Consider the following 17,683-nt stretch of genomic DNA (forward strand, 5'->3'; position numbering starts at 1 on the left):
AAATGGTGCTTGATTAAACCGTCCGTCAAACCCGGGGTAGCTCAACCTGACCCCGACCACGCGCGATTGCCCTCATGCAGGGTCAGCCACAGCAACGCCAGTACCGCCTCGTCGATCTTGTCGGTGTCGATGTCCATGGGACAATCCTACCATGCAGAAGGTGACATTGCAGAGGCTTTCCTTGGCGCCGCGTTCCGAAATCAACTTGCGCCATCGCGCCGAAACGCAATGCCAAGCGTTGATCTTCGTTCACGGTCACGCACAAGACAAGGCTTGACCCCACTACCAAACTGGCACTGTAATTCCTAAATTGTGAAGCTGTAATCAATTTTTATTGTCATCGATTCCATGTCGGAAGAATGTATTTTTTGCATTTCCGGATATGATATTCCTCAAACTCACAGTGGCTGTATTCGCGTCTAGTGTGGAAAGGTGTGCAGGTGGCCATTTAAGGCTGTATTTATTGGGGGGCCAAATTCGTTGGAGCATCCCCCCTTCTGGAAAAACAGGATAGATTATATCGTGCACACCAAAACGCTTTGGTGCCCAAAGAACCTGAATGAAAAGCAGCCCAATTACTAATGTTGTGATTGCGGAATTAAAGTAGTTTGCTCGCGTGCTAACTCGCTTTGCGAGAATTTCTGGTCGAACATAGAGAAATGGTGCTGTGAAATATTTGGGTTCAAACGTTTCGCGGGGAAAGTAGCCGATCCACACTGCCCAACCTTTTTCTGGAGGTAGTTGTCTCCTAAAAAACCTCTTACGGTGCATATGATGAGTAGATATTTCTTCTGGGTTTTCATATTCCGCGACAATTGCTTTCATGGATGCCCAGGATGCTACTATAGACTGTTCTTCCGTAGTAAGTCTTTCGCATCTACCTGAAAAAAGTAACTCTAATACCGGAGCGGCCTTTTGATCTAACTCTCTCATCCAGCCATTGTTGCATTTTTTTTCGCATACGCACTGTACCTGCCAGTCAAGTGGGTCAGCCGTACGGTTGCTGATCAAAAAATTTGAATGATCAATCATTTCGATAGATATAAGCCTTTCATGAGTCCTTCGTGTCCGTGGTAAATTGCGATGAAATCGCCGAGAAATTATGTGCTCTTTTGTTAGGTTCCCTTCATAGCCGCAAAAAATACACTTTCTTGGAGGTTTAGCCTTACCAAACGATGGGTAACTAGCAACGGACAAGTTGGCCTCCGATGTCCTAAGGTTTCGGGAGAACCGAGTTTTTTGAAAATACGATGGCACCATTTTCTCTAAAAAATAGATACCTATTCGTTATGTGCATAATAAATAAAATTCCCGGCATTTAATTAATAATCTTACCTAATAGGATATATTTTATCGGATCTGATGATCCTTCCGTCAGTTTCAATACATTCAAATTCGCTAAAATTGACTCTTCCTTTAGCGACTCCCATTAACTTATTATCGCGCCACTCTCCTTCACAAATTGCTCCATCAGTAAAGGTCCAAGCGCCGCGACCATGTTTCAAGTCATTTCTCCATTCACCGACATATTTGTTTCCGTCAGAAAACCAAAATATACCTACTCCATGCATTTTGCCATTTTTCCAATGTCCCTCGTATCGGTTTCCTTTAGAAAACATATAAGTTCCTTTCCCTTCTCTAAGGCCATTTTGGAATTCTCCTTCATATCTGTCTCCGTTTGACCATATAAAAGTGCCAATGCCATGCTTCTCGTTGTTTAAAAAATACCCTTCATATGAATCTCCATTTTTATATATTTTCTCTCCCTTTCCATTTAGCCCATCTTCGTTGAAGTTACCTTTTAACACGTCCCCATTTCTACCAGTTAATCTCGCAATACCTTTTATTTTTCCATGTTCGAATATTCCTTCTATTTTGTTTCCTTTTTCTGTCCAATAAGCGCCATTTCCGTGCATATTTCCGAAACGCCATTCACCTTTATATTTACTTCCATCTTCCCATTCTACTTCGTGGAATCCATGTGGAGTGTACTCACGATATAGTAGAGCGCTGCCACCAGAAAAAATTAGCAACAAGGCAGAAATAACGAATGCCCTTCGTTTCATTGTTTGCCTCAACTAAATTTTATTTTTAAAGGCAACGCAAAGTTATATTTGCGCTGAGTTGAACTGGCTCTCTGCAAAAATTCGGACGCAACCATTTACCTTGCTCTCAACCTATAATGGGTTCCTAAATTTTGCCTTTAGCTAATTTAAAGCCGCTGTTTTCAACGCCCCCATCACCTCCCTCAACCCCCCATCACCTCCCGTACCCCCGCCACAATCCGGTTCCGCTCGGGAAACACGTGATCCTCCAGACCCGGGCTGTAGGGGATCGGGACCTGTAGGGCGCAGACGCGTTTTGGCGGGGCCTTGAGGGCGCGGAAGCAGTCCGGGTCCTCGGTCACCAGCGTGGCGATTTCGGCCGAGGCGCCGCAGGTCGGGCCGGCTTCGTCGGCGACCAGCAGCCGGCCGGTTTTTCGCACCGAGGCGCGGATCGCGTCCGCGTCCATCGGCACCAGCGTGCGCGGGTCGAGCACCTCGGCGGAGACGCCCTCCCGGTCGAGGATTTCCGCCGCCGCCAGCGCCTCATGCACCTGCCAGGCCAGCGCCACGATGGTGATGTCCGTGCCCGCGCGCTTGATGTCCGCCTTGCCGATGGGGATGGTGTAGTCGTCCCCGGCGTCCGGCACCGGCCCCTTCATGCCGCCGAGCCGGTTGCTTTCGAAGGAGATCACCGGGTTGTCGTCGCGGATCGCGGATTTGAGCAGCCCCTTCACGTCATGCGGCGTGGAGGCCAGGACGATCTTCAGCCCGGCCATGTTCATGAACATGGAATAGGGGCTTTGCGAGTGCTGCGCGGCGATGCGGCCGCCGCCGCCGACCCCGGCGCGGTAGAGGATCGGGAATGTGGTCTGGCCGCCGAACATGTAATGGATCTTGGCCGCCTGGTTGACGATCTGGTCCATGGCGACGAAGGCGAAGGTGACCTGCCGCCAGTCCACGATGGGGCGGTAGCCGGAACCCGCAGCACCAATGGCCATGCCGGTCAGCGCGCTTTCGGCGATGGGCGTCGCGCGGATGCGGGCCTCGCCGAATTCCGTCAGCAGCGGGCCGGGCGGGTCGGTGGAGAGGTGGAACACCTTGTTGTCGCGCCGCATTTCCTCGGCGAGGGCCTCGATGCCGGCCTGGGCGTAGGTGATCTCGCGCATCTCAGTTCCTCCCCGCCGCCGCCGGCTCGAACAGGTCGTCCAGCGCGTCGTCCGGTTCCGGGAAGGCGCTGGCGAGGGAAAAATCCACGGCGGCCTGGATTTCCGCCAGGATCGCCGCGTCCATCGTCGCGAATTCCGCGTCGGTGAAGCCGCCCGTCCCGGCCTTCATCCTTGTGGCGAGATGGGCGATCGGGTCCTTCGCCTTCCAGGCTTCCAGTTCCGCCGGGTCGCGGTGATCGACCTGGCCCCTGCGCTCCGTATGGGCGCGCCAGCGATAGGTCTTGCATTCGATCAGCGTCGGGCCGTCGCCGGCCCGGGCGCGCGCGACGGCCTTCGCTGCCACCGCGTGCACGGCGAAGACGTCGTTGCCGTCCACGATCTCGCCGGGGATGCCGTAGCCCTGGGCGCGCGCCGCCACGTCCGGCTGCGCCAGCGTCATCGACGCCGGGGTCTGCGCCGCATGCAGGTTGTTCTCGCAGACATAGAGGATCGGCAGCTTCCATTTCGCGGCGATGTTGATCGATTCATGGAACGGCCCGGCGTTGGAGGCGCCGTCGCCGAAGAAACAGACGGCAACGCCGCCGCGCCCGTCCATCTGCGCCGCCAGCCCGGCGCCCAGGATGATCGGCAGCCCGCCGGCGACAATGCCGTTCGCGCCCAGCATGCCGATGCCGAAATCGGCGATATGCATGGAGCCGCCCTTGCCCTTGCAATAGCCGGTCTCGCGGCCGTACAGCTCCGCCATCATGCGGTTCAGGTCGGCGCCTTTGGCGATGCAGTGGCCGTGGCCGCGATGGGTGCTGATGATCTTGTCGTCGACGGTCAGCGCCGAGCATACGCCGACGGCGACCGCTTCCTCGCCGATATAGCAATGCACCACGCCGTAGATATTGCCCGCCGCGTAATCGTCCGAGGCGCGTTCCTCGAATCGGCGGATGGTCTGCATCTGGCGCAGCATCGCGCGCTGCTTTTCCGGCGAAACTTCCATGGCGCTGGTCCCCCCGACCGTGCTGCGGTTTGTGACGGCTCCCTTGAAGCTTAACCCCTTCCGTTCAGCGCTGACCAGACCCTCTCGGGCGTGGCCGGCATGTCGATATGGGTGACGCCGCACTGGCGGTGCAGCGCATCGACCAGCGCGTTCATGATCGACGGCAGCGCGCCGGTGGTGCCGGCCTCGCCGCAGCCCTTGGCGCCCAGCGGGTTGGTCTTTGCCGGAACGGGGCGCGAGGCGAAGGCGAAATCGGGCACCTCGTCGGCGCGCGGCAGGGCGTAGTCCATGTAGGACCCGGCGACAAGCTGGCCGTCGGAATCATAGACCGTGTGCTCCAGCAGCGCCTGGCCCAGCCCCTGCACGATGCCGCCATGCACCTGGCCCTCGACCAGCATCGGGTTGATCAGCGTGCCGAAATCGTCGATGACGCGGTACCGGACCAGTTCGACCTCGCCGGTTTCCGGCGTCACCTCGACCTCCGCCACGTGGCAGCCGTTGGGGAAGGCGGATGGCGGGGTTTCCTCCGCCAGCTTCGCATCCAGCGATGGCGGCAACCCGTCCGGCAGCGGCCCCATCGCCCGCACCCGTTCGGACAGGTCCATGATGTCGATGGCGCGGTCGGTGCCGGCGATGCGGAACGTGCCGCGCGCGAACTCGATATCCTCCGCCGCCGCTTCCAGCACATGGCCGGCCAGCCTGCGCCCGTTCTCGATCACCATATCGGCGGCATGGACCAGCAGCGTGCCCGCCGCGATGACCGTGCGCGACCCGCCGGTGCCGGAGCCCGCGATCAGCTCGTCGCTGTCGCCCTGCAGCAGCCGCAGCCTGTCGAACGGCACGCCCAGATGGGTGGTGACGATCTGCGCGAAGGTGCTGGCATGGCCCTGGCCGTAATTCAGCGAGCCGGACACCATCGTGACGGCGCCGTCTTCCTCGAAGCGCAGCTCGCCCATTTCGGTCGCCTGCGGGCCGGTGACTTCCAGGTAGCAGGCGAGGCCCCGGCCGCGCAGTTTTCCGCGCGCCGCCGATTCCTTGCGCCGCGCCTCGAACCCGTCCCAGTCGGCGTGTTTCAGCCCTGCCTCGACCATTTCCGGGAATTCGCCGCTGTCATAGGTCATGCCGCTGGCGGCGGTGTAGGGCATTTCCGCCGCCGTCACGAAATTGCGGCGGCGCAGTTCGACCGCGTCGATGCCCATTTCGCGGGCGGCGGTGTCCATCAGCCGCTCCATGTAATACACGCCCTCCGGCCGCCCCGCGCCCCGATAGGCGCCGATCGGCGTGGTGTTGGTGAAGCGCGCCATGGTGCGCACATGGATATGCGGCAGCCGGTACAGGCCGGGGAAGTTCTTCATGATATTGCCGCAGGCCGCATTCGGGCCGACCGGCGACAGATAGGCGCCGACATTGGCGTGGCCGATGACCCGCCCGGCGAGCAGCCTGCCGTCGGCGTCGAAGGCGATGGAAGCCTCGACCCGGCTGTCGCGGCCATGCTGGTCGGACAGGAAACTGTCGGAGCGTTCATCGCACCATTTCACCGGCCGCCCGGTCAGGCGCGACGCCACCAGCGCCGCGATATATTCCGGATAGGGCGCGGATTTCATGCCGAAGGAGCCGCCGACATCGCGGGTGACGATCCGCATCTTCTCCCGGTTGACGCCGAGGATCGCTTCGGAAATCGCGCCCTTCAGCCCGAACACGCCCTGGCTGGGAATGTGCAGGGTGTAATGGTCCTTCGCGCTGTCATAGACCGCGACGGCGGCGCGCGGCTCCATCGCCGCGACGACGATGCGGTTGTTGCGGAAGGCCAGGGTGGCAACATGGTGGGCGGCGGCGAAGGCTTTTTCCACGGCGTCCGGTTCGCCGGTTTCCCAGTCCAGCGCCAGGTTGGCGGGCGCTTCGTCATGCAGCAGGGGGGCGTCCGGGTTGCCGGCCTCCCGCGGGTCGGTGACGGCGGGCAGCGGTTCGACGTCGAATTCGATCCGTTCGGCGGCATCGCGCGCCTGCGCCTGCGTCTCGGCGACGACCATCGCCACCGCCTCGCCGCGATGACGCACCCGGTCCAGCGCCAGTGACGGGCGGAACGGCTTGACCAGCGGCGCGCCGTCGCGGCTCTTGATGCCCAGCCGGCAGGGCAGGGACTTCACCCCCTCCGCCACCAGGTCCGGCCCGGTCAGCACCGCCAGCACGCCCGGCTGCGCCTTCGCCGCCGTCACGTCCAGCGACAGGATCTTCGCATGCGCGTAGGGCGAGCGGAACACATAGCCATAGGCCTGGCCCGGCACGCTGAGGTCGTCGGTGAAATTGCCGTGCCCGGTCAGCAGGCGGGGGTCCTCGGTCCGGGGGACCGGCTGGCCGACCGAATATTTCTCGAACATGTCATCTGCTGAATCGGGCAATGTCTCGGTTCCTTCATGCTGCGGGGGGCGCATCGGGCGTTCCGGCGCCGTGGCGATGCGGGTTTCGACAAATCTAGTCGGATCGGACCGCCCCTGTCACCCGCGTTGCGCGTGAACCTCAAATCGTGCCGGGCCGGGCCCGTTTCGCGGCGCGACGTCGCTGACAAACGGGGTGTCCAAAATGCCGATCCGGCCAACGGGATTGCCGGTGACATCCGGCGCGACAAACGTTTCAGATGCCTCCTGGGGCAGCCATGAAATTGCGCCCACGAACGAAAACCCACACTGAAAATTTGCGGGTTTCAGGGAAGATATCTATGGTAATGCCGTGCATCACCGTTGCGGGAGTTTCGCGTATGGCAATCGACGAAAAGGACCTTACCAAGGGGCAGGTCAGAAAATTGAATGCGCTTCGAAAATCCATCGGCGACGACCTGGCCGAGGAGGCGTTCCGGAAGTGGCTCGACCGCCAGGCCAGCGCGCAGGCGCCGGAAAGGCCCGATCCTGTTGCGGTAAAAATCGCACAGGCGCTGGGCAAATTCGAAGGCGATACGAGTTTCCGTCTCGGCAACAAGGGCTATACGATCCGCCGCGCCAGGGGTAAGGGCGCCTCCGGTTTCATCGTTACGAAGAATTGACCGGCGGGGCTTCCGGTCCGCTACGGTGCGACCGCCTGCTCCGCCCTGGCCCTTCATGGATGCCGGCTCTCGCACGCGAGCCTGTTCCGCTATCGCGGGCCAGCGAAAAAATCAGTCCAGGACATGCGCTGCTTGCTTATTGACCGCTCATTCAGGCAGTGTGAATTGTGCAAGGGATATAGCGGGTCGGGAAGTGACACAGAACAAGCGGCCACTCGTCCTGGTAATCGATGACGACGCCATGGTCAGGGACACTATTTCGGACATTCTGATCGAGGCCGATTATGACGTCATCCTGGCGCCGAATGGCGAGGCCGGACTCTACATGTTCGATGAACGGAACCCGGGCCTTGTCATCACGGATATGATCATGCCGGAGAAGGAAGGCGTCGAGACGATTGTCGAGCTTCGCCGGAAGAACCCGAATATCCCGATTATCGCCATTTCCGGCGGCGGCCGGTCGGGCCATCTCGATTTTCTGAAAATCGCGAAAATTTACGGTGCGACAACCGTGCTCAGCAAGCCGCTCGATATGGACGACCTTGCCGGGGCGGTTCGAAAATTCCTGCCAAACACGTAGCCCCAAACCCGTAGCCGACGTCGCGCCGCGGGCGATTTCCCGCGGATGCCACCGGGCCGGTTTCAATGTGCGATGCATCATAAAATTGAATATTAGTTCAATGAAATAGTGATTTTATGCCTTCTATGGAATATGAATATTTCAGTGTAATTAAAAAAATCCAGGGTCCTTGCAAATAATTCTGGTTAATTTTAAGAATATTGTAAAATAATACTTATTGCTATTTTATTTTTATTCAGTAATACTAAAATAATATTTTATGGACCGATCCGGGATGCTTTCCCGCACCGGCTGTGCCGCCGGATTGATGGCGGTTCCAAAACACCACAAGCATAATCGTAACTCTTGAAAAATCGGGAAAATAATGGATGACTCCGCGACATCGGCCGCGCAGGCGGGCGAGGATGACGAACGCCTGTCAAAAGCGCTGCAAGAGGCGGATTTCGCATCCGCCGGCCGATTGCAGGTCCTGGATCTTGACCGGATCAAACGGCATTTCGGCGACAACTGGCCGCGCATTGCGGCCAAGGCTCAGGCGATGATCCGCCAGACCGTCGAAAAAACGCTGCTCCGGGGCGACGTCTTTGTCGAAGTGGGAGAACTGGCGTTTGTCCTCATTTTTCCGAATCTCGCCAAGGAACAGGCGCAGGTCAAAACCGCCGCCATCTCCCGGGAAATTGCGCGAAAGCTGATAGGGGACAGCAATTCCGACGCCCGGTTCGATTTCAGCGCGGTCGTTGCGGCAATTCCCAAGGGGAAGACATTCGACGCGGCGAATATCCTCGGCAATCTTGACGCGTTGCTGGACAGCGAAGAAGCGCTTGGCGCGACAACGGAACCGGCGGTTCTCGAGACAACCGAAGCCAATATGACCCGGGCCGAACAGGTCGAAATGGAATTGCGCCGGCTGATTACCGACGTAAAATTCGTCTTTCGGCCCCTGTGGTTCGTATCCAAGAGCGCCCTGTCGACCTATTTGTGCCTGCCGGTTCGCGATTTCGGGGCGCAACGACGGGAAACCGGCTATCGCGTTATCGAAATTGCCAATGAGCGATCGCTCATCATGGCGCTGGATTTCATCGTTCTGGAGCGCTGCATCGCCGAACTGAAAGCGATGCAGCAGGACGGTCGGCAGTTTCTGCTGAGTTGCCCGGTCCATTACGAGACCCTGGCGGGCGTTTCGAGCCGAACGCGCTTTCTCGAAGCCTGCGCCCGATTGCCCCGAAGCCAGCAACGGTTTCTTCTCTTTCACATAGTGGCATTGCCGCAACGGGCGCCGCAGGGACGTGTTCTCGAAATTACCGGTCTGCTCAAGCCGCGCGCCAGGGCGGTCAGCATCGGCATGCCGTTGGGCGAAACCGATTTCAGGTCCTTTGTCGGCTCGGGCGTCTTCGCCGTGGGCGTGGATCTCAACGACTGGGAGGGCGCGGAACGCAGCCTGATGAAGCGAATGGACGGTTTCGTGGCCGGCGCCCACAAATCCGGGCTGGAAACCTTCATTCACGGCCTGACTTCGCTCAGCATGACGACCGCTGCCATAGGCTCCGGCTTCGATTACCTCCACAGCGATATCATCCTGCCGGACGTCGATGCGCCCGCCCATATCCACAAGTTCATGTCGGCGGAGCTGTTCCGTGCCTTCGTAACGCAGGAGTGACCGCACCATGTCGGCATATATCCCCTTGTTCCGGTCACGCGCCACGCGGCTGAGCGCGTCGCCCGAGACCCGTTTCCGCCTGGTCGCGGTGCTGTCTTTCCTGCTTTTCGCCCTCAGTCTGCCGACAGCGTTCGCGCAGGGGGGCCCGCCAGCCGGGGATGCGGGTGCGACGCGGATTGTTCGGGTCGGCATCGAACAGTTTCGGCCATTGGCTTTCTACGATGATTCCGGGACGGCGAGCGGTCTGGCCGTGGAAATTCTGGAGGCAATAGCCGATCGCGAAAACTGGCGGCTGGAGTTCGTACGTGGCACATTCAGCGAATTGCGGCTGAAACTGGACGACGGTTCGGTTGACATCGTGCCGACCATTGTCCGCACGACCGAAAGCGCCAGACGTTACCGGTTTTCGACCCTGCCCTATTTTGCCAACTGGGCGGGCGTCTACAAGCGTCGCGGAGAGAACCTCCATGTCACACGGGATCTGGCGGGGAAGCGAGTCGCCGTCGTGACGGACGATGTGCATGGCGTGGCGCTGGCGCGGCTCGCAGAAAATTTCGGTTTCACATTTGTCACGGTCAATGTCGATGGATATGGCCCGGCGCTTGACGCAATAGCGAACGGTCGCGCGGATGCCGCCGTGATTTCCCGTATTTACGGCGCGTCTCACGAAGGCCTTTCGGCAGATGACGGCTATTCGCCAGACGTCGTGCCGACCGGCATCGTTCTCAACCCTGTCGATCTTCGCTTTGCGGCGCCGCTGACGGCCGACCCGGCTATTCTTGCAGCCATCGATGATTATCTTGAAGAAGTCGGAGGAAGCCCGGTTTCCCGATATTTTGAGATGTTGAACTTGTGGCTCGGTCAAGCGGGCGAGTCTGCGGTGCCGCCCTGGTTCTGGGTAATCGGAATTGTGTCGGCGGCGATAACATTACTCGTCGTGGGTATAACGGTAATCTCCCGCATTCAGATCCGCCGCCGGACCCGTGAACTGACCGCCGCCAATGCGGAAATGGCCGCGGCGCGGCTCCAGTTGGAGAGAGTGCTCAATTCCCTGGCCGATGGCGTCGTCGTTTTCGGCGCGGACAGGATCATTCGTTTTTCCAATGCGCTTGCGGAAAAGTTTTTCCAGACCGCGCAGGAAACCCTGGTTGGACAGGAATTCAGCCTTGCGATCGATGCCGGAGAAACCAATGAGACGGTGATTTCACGCGACGACGGTACGTCGCTTCCGATGGAATTGCGGGCAAGCGGCATAACGTTTCAGGGCGAACAGTGCACCCTGGTCTCCCTTCAGGACATCACCGACCGGAAAGCCGCGGAATCCGCCGTCATTGTAAACGCGGAAAAATTCAGGAGCGCCTTCGAGTCGGCCGGGTACGGCGTCGCGTTGATGGGGCTCGACGGCAGGTATCTGGAGGTCAATGCAACATTCTGCGACATCTTGGGCCGCAGCGAGGACGAGCTTGTCGGGCTGGATTTTCGCGAGATAACCCATCCGGACGATCTGGATGCGGAACTCGAGGAAATGGGGCGGCTGATCACGGACGGGCAGGCGTTCTACCGGATTGAAAAGCGCTGCCGGCGCAAGGACGGCAGCGAAATTCCCGTGCTGCTCAGCCGCAGCGCGGTACGCGCGGAGGACGGAACGCCGCAATATTTCGTGACGCAGGCGATCGATATTTCCGAACGGCGCAAGGCCGAGGAACAGCTTCGCCTGTCGCAGAAGATGGAAGCCGTCGGCCAGTTGACAGGCGGCATTGCCCATGATTTTAACAATATCCTGTCCATCATTCTCGGTAACCTGCAACTGGTCCAGCGCCGGGTGACGGAGGACAGCGAGTCCACCAAACAGCTGGAGCGCGCGCTCGGCGCCACGCAGCGCGCGGCGGAACTGACCAGACGCCTTCTCGCCTTTTCGCATCACCAGGTTCTCGAAACACGGGCTGTCGACCCCGCGATTCTGATTACAGAACTGCTGCCGCTTCTGGAACGGACGCTCGGAACCGATATCGAGATTGAGACGGGTATCGATACGGATGTGCCGCTGATCGATATCGACGTCAATCAGCTGGAAAACGCGATCATCAACCTGTGCATCAACAGCCGGGACGCCATGCCGGGGGGCGGCAGCCTGATTGTCGAATTGCGCCTGTCAACGCTTGATGCCGCCTACGCGGACGCGCACGGTTTCGACATCTCAACCGGAGCCTATGTCGTATTGTCGGTCAGCGACAACGGCGCGGGCATGTCGAAGGAAACGCTGGATCGGGTCTTCGAACCCTTCTTCACGACGAAGGAAATCGGCAAGGGCACAGGCCTCGGCATGAGCATGGTATATGGTTTCGTGAAGCAGTCCGGCGGTTACGTGACCGTGTACAGCGAGTTGGGGAGCGGCACCACGACGAAGCTCTATCTGCCCGTCAGCACGGCCGGCGCGCATGAAAAGCCTGACGGGAATGTACCGCCCCCCCGGGAATTCCGGGGTACGGAACGGATTCTTCTTGTCGACGACAACGCCGATATTCGCGCGACATTGTCGGAGGTGCTGCGCGCCATCGGTTACACGGTAATCGAGGCGGAAGACGGGCCGGCCGCTATCGATCTCATGAGCCGGGGCGCGGCGTTCGACATTCTGGTCACTGATGTCATGATGCCGGGCGGCATACAGGGGCCTGCCCTGGTCAAGGCCGTCCGGGAACGGTATCCGGATATTCCCGCGATCCTGCAGTCGGGTTATTCCGGGCGCATGATCGTTCCCTCGGAATTGCTGGACCATCAAACGGCCTATCTTGCCAAGCCATTTCCCAACGAAGTCCTGGCCGAACAGATCCGTAGCCTGTTGGACGACCGTTAAATGCTTGACGGCACGACAACTATAAAGAGAATACCGCTGCCACGAAAACGATTTTTTCTTGAATAACAGTTGATGACAGGCTGTGGTTGCGGCGTCATGTTTAGTGGTTGTCCAAAAAATGTTAACCTCCCGTATACGTTTGTAACGTAAAGATTACTATGGATCAGATCGCGTTTGTTGGATCGCCAGATGAGGCGATTCCAGCCAATCGCGATCTGATCTAAACAGGTGCACCCATGGATCGTGCCAGGATGATCAGATGAACACGTGCCAGGATGATCAGATGAACAACAGTCGCGTTTTAACAATCGACGATGAGTCTGAAATAGGAGAGCTGATCTCCGATACGGCGGTCGCATTGGGTTTCGATGGCCGGTACGTGTGCGATTTCCGGGCATTCCGGGACATATGCGCCTCGTTCGACCCGACAATCATTTTCATTGACCTGCAGATGCCCGATGTCGATGGCATCGAAATCCTGAACGAATTGCATCGTCTGGGTAATCGGGCCGACATTGTCCTCATCAGCGGCTATAACGCACGTGTTCTGAAAAGCGCCCGGGATTTGGGCATTTCGAAAGGATTGCGGGTCCTGGACATCCTGACCAAGCCTATCGACATCGCGGATCTCGAAAGTTGCCTGAACGCCTCTGCGCCGGTGGAGACGGAAATCTTCGACGCGCAGGATATTGCGGAAGGCATTGCACAAAAACAGTTTTTCCCCCGGTTCCAGCCCAAGCTCTCACTCGCCGCCCCTGTCGACACCATCATCGGCGCCGAAGCGCTGATCCGGTGGCGGCATCCGGTCCACGGCGAGGTCCCTCCCGTCCGGTTTATTGCCCTGGCCGAGAAAGCCGGTTTGATCGGGGAATTGACCGAATACATGCTGAGCGCGGTCACCGCGCAGATGCGCGCGTGGCAGGAGCGCGGTTTTGAAATCGAGATTGCCGTGAACCTTTCCGCCATGACGCTGAACGACCTGGGACTGCCGGATCGGTATGCGAAAATCGTGCGCGAGGGCGGAATCGAACCCTCGAAGATCATCCTGGAGGTCACCGAATCGGCCGTCATGACGAATGTGATTGACGCCGTCGAAATCCTGACCCGTTTCCGGCTGAAGGGCTTCGGATTGTCAATCGACGATTTCGGAACGGGCTATTCCTCGCTCGTCCAACTGTACCGGATGCCGTTCAACGAGTTGAAGATTGACCGGGCCTTCGTGGGCAAGGCGCCGGGCGACAGGGAAGCGGCGAAAATCGTCAAAATTATTCTGAACCTTGCCCGCGAGCTTGAGATGAGCGTATGCGCCGAGGGCGTGGAAACGATGGAAACGCTGGAATTTCTGCGCTCCATCGGATGCGAGAAGGCCCAGGGATACCTGATGGGAAAGCCCTTGCTGGCTTCCGAATTCGCCGAACGATGCGCCGCGGGCTGTGGCGAGGTTGTGAGCGATGGAGTGGACGCCCCCCGGTGGCATCGCGGCCGACTGAACCGCGCCGGGTTGCCCGGAGACATTTTGGTTTGAGTCACGCCACCATGGCGAGTTCATCGGATTGCGCATAGTAGCGTGCCTTGAACCTGATCTAATTGCTGATCTGATCCAGCACAAAAAGCGGGCGCCGCTCGGGACGCCCGCTCCGTCATCTTGTTTGGACAGTCGAGTCTACCTCGCGTATTCAGGAAGCGACTCGATCTCCTCTTCCGTCATTTGAGTGAACACGCGCTCGCCCTGGATCTCCAGCCGGTCAAGCGGAAGAGAAACGGTTCTCTCACCGATACCGAGGAAGCCGCCGACTTGGACAAGCACGGCCCTTAAATTGCCAGCCTCGATGACGACGTCTTCGATCTCGCCAATGTTATTGCCGGTCACCGTCACCAGATCCTTGCCGACCAGCCCCTGAGCCTGCGCCGCATCGATCCCGATGCCACGCCCGGTGCCGCCGGGTCGGCTGTCCTGCTGCTCGCCCGGCCGCGTGGCCTGTTCCGTAGAGCGCTCCGCCTGACGATTCGCGTCCTGCGGCTTCTGCATGGAGACATCTGCCCGCTCCTCCTGCTCGACCCGGACCTCAGGCTGACCTGACTCCGTCACGGTCACCTGCGGTTCTTCCTGCTTGACAGTAACCTCGGGCTTGGCCTTGTTCACCGTTACCTCGGCCTTCGGCTGCTGAACCGTGATCTCTGGCGCAGGCTGCCGCACCGTCACTTCCGGCGCCTTCGGGTCGACTTCGACTTTCGTCGACGGCTGCTCAACCTGGACCTGGGCCGCTTTCTCATCCACCTGGATGTCGGTCGTCTTCTGTCCCGGCGAAGACGAGGAGGAAGCCTGCCGGCTGCCGGCAGCGCCGGCGCTGGCGGTCTGCTGACGCACGCTCTGCAGACTCGACTCCACTTTTTCCAGCGACTGCGCCGCCCGCTGCGGATTGCTGCTGGCGCGCTTCAGTTGATCCTTCGCCTCCTCGACATCGTTCCGCAGTTGCCTGATCGCCTCAGGCGCCTTGGCGGACATTTCGTTGCCGCCTGTTTCAAGAGCCATCTCGACCTCTTGCAGCGCCGATTCGGCCTTGTCGACTGCCTGGGAGATGGCGTCTCTGTCCGCGCTCTGCGAGGCTGTCTCAAGCGAGCGCCGCGCCTGCTGGAGCTCCTGAAGAGTCTGCTGCATTTCCGACGCGCTCTGTTCAGACGACTGCATCTGGCCGGTCTGCGGCTGTTGACTCTTCTGCGCGTAAGCAGGTGCTGACAGCGTGAGCGCTACCGCCGTGGCGGCAACGAGGCCGAGTGCGAGCGGAAGCGAATTTTTAGAAGTACTGGTGTATTTCATTCCGTTTCTCCTTTCACGGTATCTATATGCAGGACGCCAGGGACCCGACGCCTGCCTCTTGGAGCCTAACGGCGCTAGGGTCACGAGAGTTCCCGGCTGCATTGCGATCACGGGAATCGTCAAGCCGGGTAAGCGAACTGGCGGATACCACCAATGGCGCAACGACCAAGCGTCCGAACGTCGAGCTGTATTACGAGTCGCACGAAGAGCACCGCATCGTGGAGGACATGGTGATGCTGTTGCTCCGAGGCATGGCCCGTCTTTTTTGTGCGTCAACCCGCGCCTGGAAAAGAAATACCAGACCGTCGCCGGACAGGTTCGCACCCCGCGCTCGGCCGCCAGCTTCGCGGCGATCTCATGCAGCGCTATGTCCCGGCATTCCTCGACAAGCCCCAGAATGGAGGCCTCATGCTTATCCAGCTTCGAACGTGAGGGCTTCCCCTGACGCTCCGGATCAAGCGAACCCGCCTCGCGCCACTGGCAATGCCAGTTGATCGCCGTCGACGGCGCCACCGAAAACCGACCCGCCACGCGCCGACAGCCCTTCCTCAATCGCGTCGATCATGCGGCGGCGCAAGTCCAAACACTGATTTTGGATATCGTCATGACGGCGCCTGTTCGAAACTTTGTGTCGGATTTCAGGAATTGTCTTGCGGCGAATCGGATTATTGCCGCGCGACCTTCATGGATCGGAGCCGTTGCGTCAGGCTTGTCAGCCCGCCACTGTTGTGTTGCAGATAGGACGTGAACTCCGCTCGTTTGGTCGCGGCCATGCTGGCGCCCTGCACAGTGATGTCGATGATGCGGTACCCGTTCCTGCCTGCAACCAGCCAGTCGAGGCGAACCGGTACGTTCGCCGGGGTCTGTTTCGCCCCGTCGGTCGATGCGATTTGATCCACTTCGGAGGTAACGACCGTGTTGCCATAATTCTCTTCGCGCTGGCCGGTAACCCGGAAAGTACCGATGTCGTATTCGGTGAAGCGCCGGGTATAGGCGTGGCCAACATAATCGCGGAAGACTGCCGTAAAGGCATGCTTTTCTTCCGCGCTCGCCGCCTGCCAGTACGGTCCAGTCACGTAGGCGGCAATCTGCGGCATGTCGAAGCCGGTATCGAGCAGGTCGTCCAGCCGGCGCCGAAGGTCGGCGGTCGACAGGCTCTTGTCGCTGGCGGAAGTGAGGGCTGTCCGGGCCAGGCTTGTGACAAAGGCGCTTGGTGTTCCCGTACTATCGGCTGCTGATACGGGCGCTGCAAGAGTCGTGAGCAGCAGAATTGTGAACCCGTATCGGAAATGTTTCGTGCGCATGGTCGGCTACTCCCGTGGTGGTTTGAAAGCGCTTAAATGCGTCCCAGCAGCAGGATGATGGAATGCCCTGCTGCGGGACCGGGCGCGAAACCAGATAGGGTCTGCGGCCGGTCCCGTCCCTGCAGGCGGGTTAGCGCGTGTTCTGCGATACCGGATTTTTGTCGCCGGACATCGCGCGCTCCGGTGCGCCGGTGGAAACCGTATAGGCGGTAATCACGGCGCGGCGGTTCATGGCGTTACGTACGCCGTCGCCGGTCGCCACTGCCGGATCGCCTTCGCCCTCGGCCGTGACCTTCAGGTCCTCGGCCTCGCGAACGACGAGCCCGTGACGGAGGAGTTCGTTCCTCACCGCGACGGCCCGTTCGCGCGACAGCACGTCGTTGTATGCCGCCGTACCGGTGCGGTCGGTATGACCTTTAACGGTCACGACGAGGTTCTTGTCGCCGCTGGTGCGCGCGACAAACCCTTCGATGTCCCTCCGCGCCTGCTGCGATAACGCCGACTTGTCGAACTCGAAATAAACCACCGCGCCGTCATTGGTCGGCACGTAGGTCATCGGTTGGTTGGCGGGAACCTCGGCGACCTTCGCCGGCGCCGGCTGGGCGGCCAGAATTGCCGCGTCCAGACGGTCAAGCGCCGCGCGGAACTGATCCTTGCACGAGGCGATGTCCGCCGGCTGCCAGGCCATGGGAGTGCCCCCATTCGTCACACCCTCGCCGGTCTGCTCGACCCAGCAGTCGTATCTGGCCTGCGCGGCGGCGGCTTCAGCGGGCGCCAGGGTTTTGCCATGCCTGTCGAACGCATTTGTCAATTGCGCGCGCCCGGCCACCAGCTCGGCCATGTCCTTGTCCTTGATATCCCAGAGCTGCGGCACGGCGGGGATTTCGTCCGACCCGCTATTCACGGCAAGCGCCTTCTTGGCGTAGTAGTCCGAGGACGGGAAATCGCGCATTTCGTCCGACTCGTACAGCGCAAGAGTACGGTATTCGCGCGCCAGTGCGGCCCTGAAATCGGTGCCCACGGGCTGCATCGTCCGGACGCTCGCCACGTCCTTGTTCATCAGGTCGCTCAACGAATTGGCCTGCGCCGGCGTCTGGCTCGCCGCAAGGAACAGGGCGGCCACCGCCGTGGTGATCATCAGATTGTGTTTTAACATGAGGAAATCCTCCGGTTGAATGTTGTCGTTGCGATAGCGGCCGGCGAAACGCGTGCGCGCAATTGCTGGCCCGGTCGT

13 protein-coding genes are annotated in these 17,683 nt (G+C 59.6%); 5 read left to right on the plus strand and 8 right to left on the minus strand.

Going from position 1 to position 17,683, the window contains the following annotated elements; translation table 11 throughout:
- Positions 1-324: 324 nt before the first annotated feature.
- The 5 genes from WD767_07600 to WD767_07620 all read right to left on the minus strand — a co-directional run bounded on the left by WD767_07600 (position 325) and on the right by WD767_07620 (position 6,577).
- The gene (locus tag WD767_07600) at positions 325-1,032 is read right to left on the minus strand and encodes a hypothetical protein (GenBank protein ID MEX2615944.1); all 708 of its coding nucleotides are present in this window, start codon (positions 1,030-1,032) and stop codon (positions 325-327) included.
- A gap of 299 nt (positions 1,033-1,331) precedes the next feature.
- Positions 1,332-2,066 carry a hypothetical protein gene (locus tag WD767_07605; GenBank protein ID MEX2615945.1) on the minus strand — a complete coding sequence of 245 codons (735 nt, stop codon included), beginning with the start codon at positions 2,064-2,066 and terminating at the stop codon, positions 1,332-1,334.
- Between the two features lie 182 nt (positions 2,067-2,248).
- Positions 2,249-3,211 (minus strand): transketolase C-terminal domain-containing protein, encoded by a 963-nt coding sequence (locus tag WD767_07610; GenBank protein ID MEX2615946.1) that lies wholly within the window; start codon positions 3,209-3,211, stop codon positions 2,249-2,251.
- Position 3,212: 1 nt separating this feature from the next.
- Positions 3,213-4,199 carry a thiamine pyrophosphate-dependent dehydrogenase E1 component subunit alpha gene (locus WD767_07615; GenBank protein ID MEX2615947.1) on the minus strand — a complete coding sequence of 329 codons (987 nt, stop codon included), beginning with the start codon at positions 4,197-4,199 and terminating at the stop codon, positions 3,213-3,215.
- A gap of 50 nt (positions 4,200-4,249) precedes the next feature.
- Positions 4,250-6,577, minus strand: coding sequence for a xanthine dehydrogenase family protein molybdopterin-binding subunit (locus WD767_07620; protein MEX2615948.1), 2,328 nt, complete (start codon positions 6,575-6,577; stop codon positions 4,250-4,252).
- 377 nt (positions 6,578-6,954) lie between these two features.
- Here WD767_07620 and WD767_07625 point away from each other — a divergent pair, with 377 nt between their 5' ends.
- From WD767_07625 to WD767_07645, 5 genes are all read left to right on the plus strand, one after another.
- Entirely contained in the window at positions 6,955-7,236 is a 282-nt protein-coding gene (locus WD767_07625) for a hypothetical protein (GenBank protein MEX2615949.1), read from the plus strand.
- Positions 7,237-7,429: 193 nt separating this feature from the next.
- Positions 7,430-7,816, plus strand: coding sequence for a response regulator (locus WD767_07630; GenBank protein ID MEX2615950.1), 387 nt, complete (start codon positions 7,430-7,432; stop codon positions 7,814-7,816).
- A gap of 364 nt (positions 7,817-8,180) precedes the next feature.
- Entirely contained in the window at positions 8,181-9,473 is a 1,293-nt protein-coding gene (locus tag WD767_07635) for a hypothetical protein (GenBank protein ID MEX2615951.1), read from the plus strand.
- Positions 9,474-9,480: 7 nt separating this feature from the next.
- A complete protein-coding gene (locus tag WD767_07640) occupies positions 9,481-12,327 on the plus strand; it encodes a PAS domain S-box protein (GenBank protein ID MEX2615952.1) in 2,847 nt (948 codons plus the stop codon).
- Between the two features lie 283 nt (positions 12,328-12,610).
- Positions 12,611-13,852 (plus strand): EAL domain-containing response regulator, encoded by a 1,242-nt coding sequence (locus tag WD767_07645; protein MEX2615953.1) that lies wholly within the window; start codon positions 12,611-12,613, stop codon positions 13,850-13,852.
- Positions 13,853-13,990: 138 nt separating this feature from the next.
- On the opposite strand, the gene WD767_07650 is transcribed toward WD767_07645, so the two are convergent.
- The 3 genes from WD767_07650 to WD767_07660 all read right to left on the minus strand — a co-directional run bounded on the left by WD767_07650 (position 13,991) and on the right by WD767_07660 (position 17,587).
- Positions 13,991-15,145 carry a PRC-barrel domain-containing protein gene (locus WD767_07650; protein ID MEX2615954.1) on the minus strand — a complete coding sequence of 385 codons (1,155 nt, stop codon included), beginning with the start codon at positions 15,143-15,145 and terminating at the stop codon, positions 13,991-13,993.
- A 665-nt stretch (positions 15,146-15,810) separates the two neighbouring features.
- Complete coding sequence (locus WD767_07655; protein ID MEX2615955.1) at positions 15,811-16,449, minus strand: ABC transporter substrate-binding protein; 639 nt, start codon at positions 16,447-16,449, stop codon at positions 15,811-15,813.
- Positions 16,450-16,579: 130 nt separating this feature from the next.
- The gene (locus tag WD767_07660; protein ID MEX2615956.1) at positions 16,580-17,587 is read right to left on the minus strand and encodes an OmpA family protein; all 1,008 of its coding nucleotides are present in this window, start codon (positions 17,585-17,587) and stop codon (positions 16,580-16,582) included.
- Between the last annotated feature and the right edge of the window lie 96 nt (positions 17,588-17,683).

This window comes from Alphaproteobacteria bacterium, from assembly GCA_040905865.1.
Classification (GTDB): Bacteria; Pseudomonadota; Alphaproteobacteria; order UBA8366.

Coding starts and splice junctions, on each gene's coding strand:
- WD767_07600 (MEX2615944.1), bottom strand. CDS start 1,032: ATGATTGATCATTCAAATTTTTTGATCAGCAACCGTACGGCTGACCCA.
- WD767_07605 (MEX2615945.1), bottom strand. CDS start 2,066: ATGAAACGAAGGGCATTCGTTATTTCTGCCTTGTTGCTAATTTTTTCT.
- WD767_07610 (MEX2615946.1), bottom strand. CDS start 3,211: ATGCGCGAGATCACCTACGCCCAGGCCGGCATCGAGGCCCTCGCCGAG.
- WD767_07615 (MEX2615947.1), bottom strand. CDS start 4,199: ATGGAAGTTTCGCCGGAAAAGCAGCGCGCGATGCTGCGCCAGATGCAG.
- WD767_07620 (MEX2615948.1), bottom strand. CDS start 6,577: ATGTTCGAGAAATATTCGGTCGGCCAGCCGGTCCCCCGGACCGAGGAC.
- WD767_07625 (MEX2615949.1), top strand. CDS start 6,955: ATGGCAATCGACGAAAAGGACCTTACCAAGGGGCAGGTCAGAAAATTG.
- WD767_07635 (MEX2615951.1), top strand. CDS start 8,181: ATGGATGACTCCGCGACATCGGCCGCGCAGGCGGGCGAGGATGACGAA.
- WD767_07640 (MEX2615952.1), top strand. CDS start 9,481: ATGTCGGCATATATCCCCTTGTTCCGGTCACGCGCCACGCGGCTGAGC.
- WD767_07645 (MEX2615953.1), top strand. CDS start 12,611: ATGAACAACAGTCGCGTTTTAACAATCGACGATGAGTCTGAAATAGGA.
- WD767_07650 (MEX2615954.1), bottom strand. CDS start 15,145: ATGAAATACACCAGTACTTCTAAAAATTCGCTTCCGCTCGCACTCGGC.
- WD767_07655 (MEX2615955.1), bottom strand. CDS start 16,449: ATGCGCACGAAACATTTCCGATACGGGTTCACAATTCTGCTGCTCACG.
- WD767_07660 (MEX2615956.1), bottom strand. CDS start 17,587: ATGATCACCACGGCGGTGGCCGCCCTGTTCCTTGCGGCGAGCCAGACG.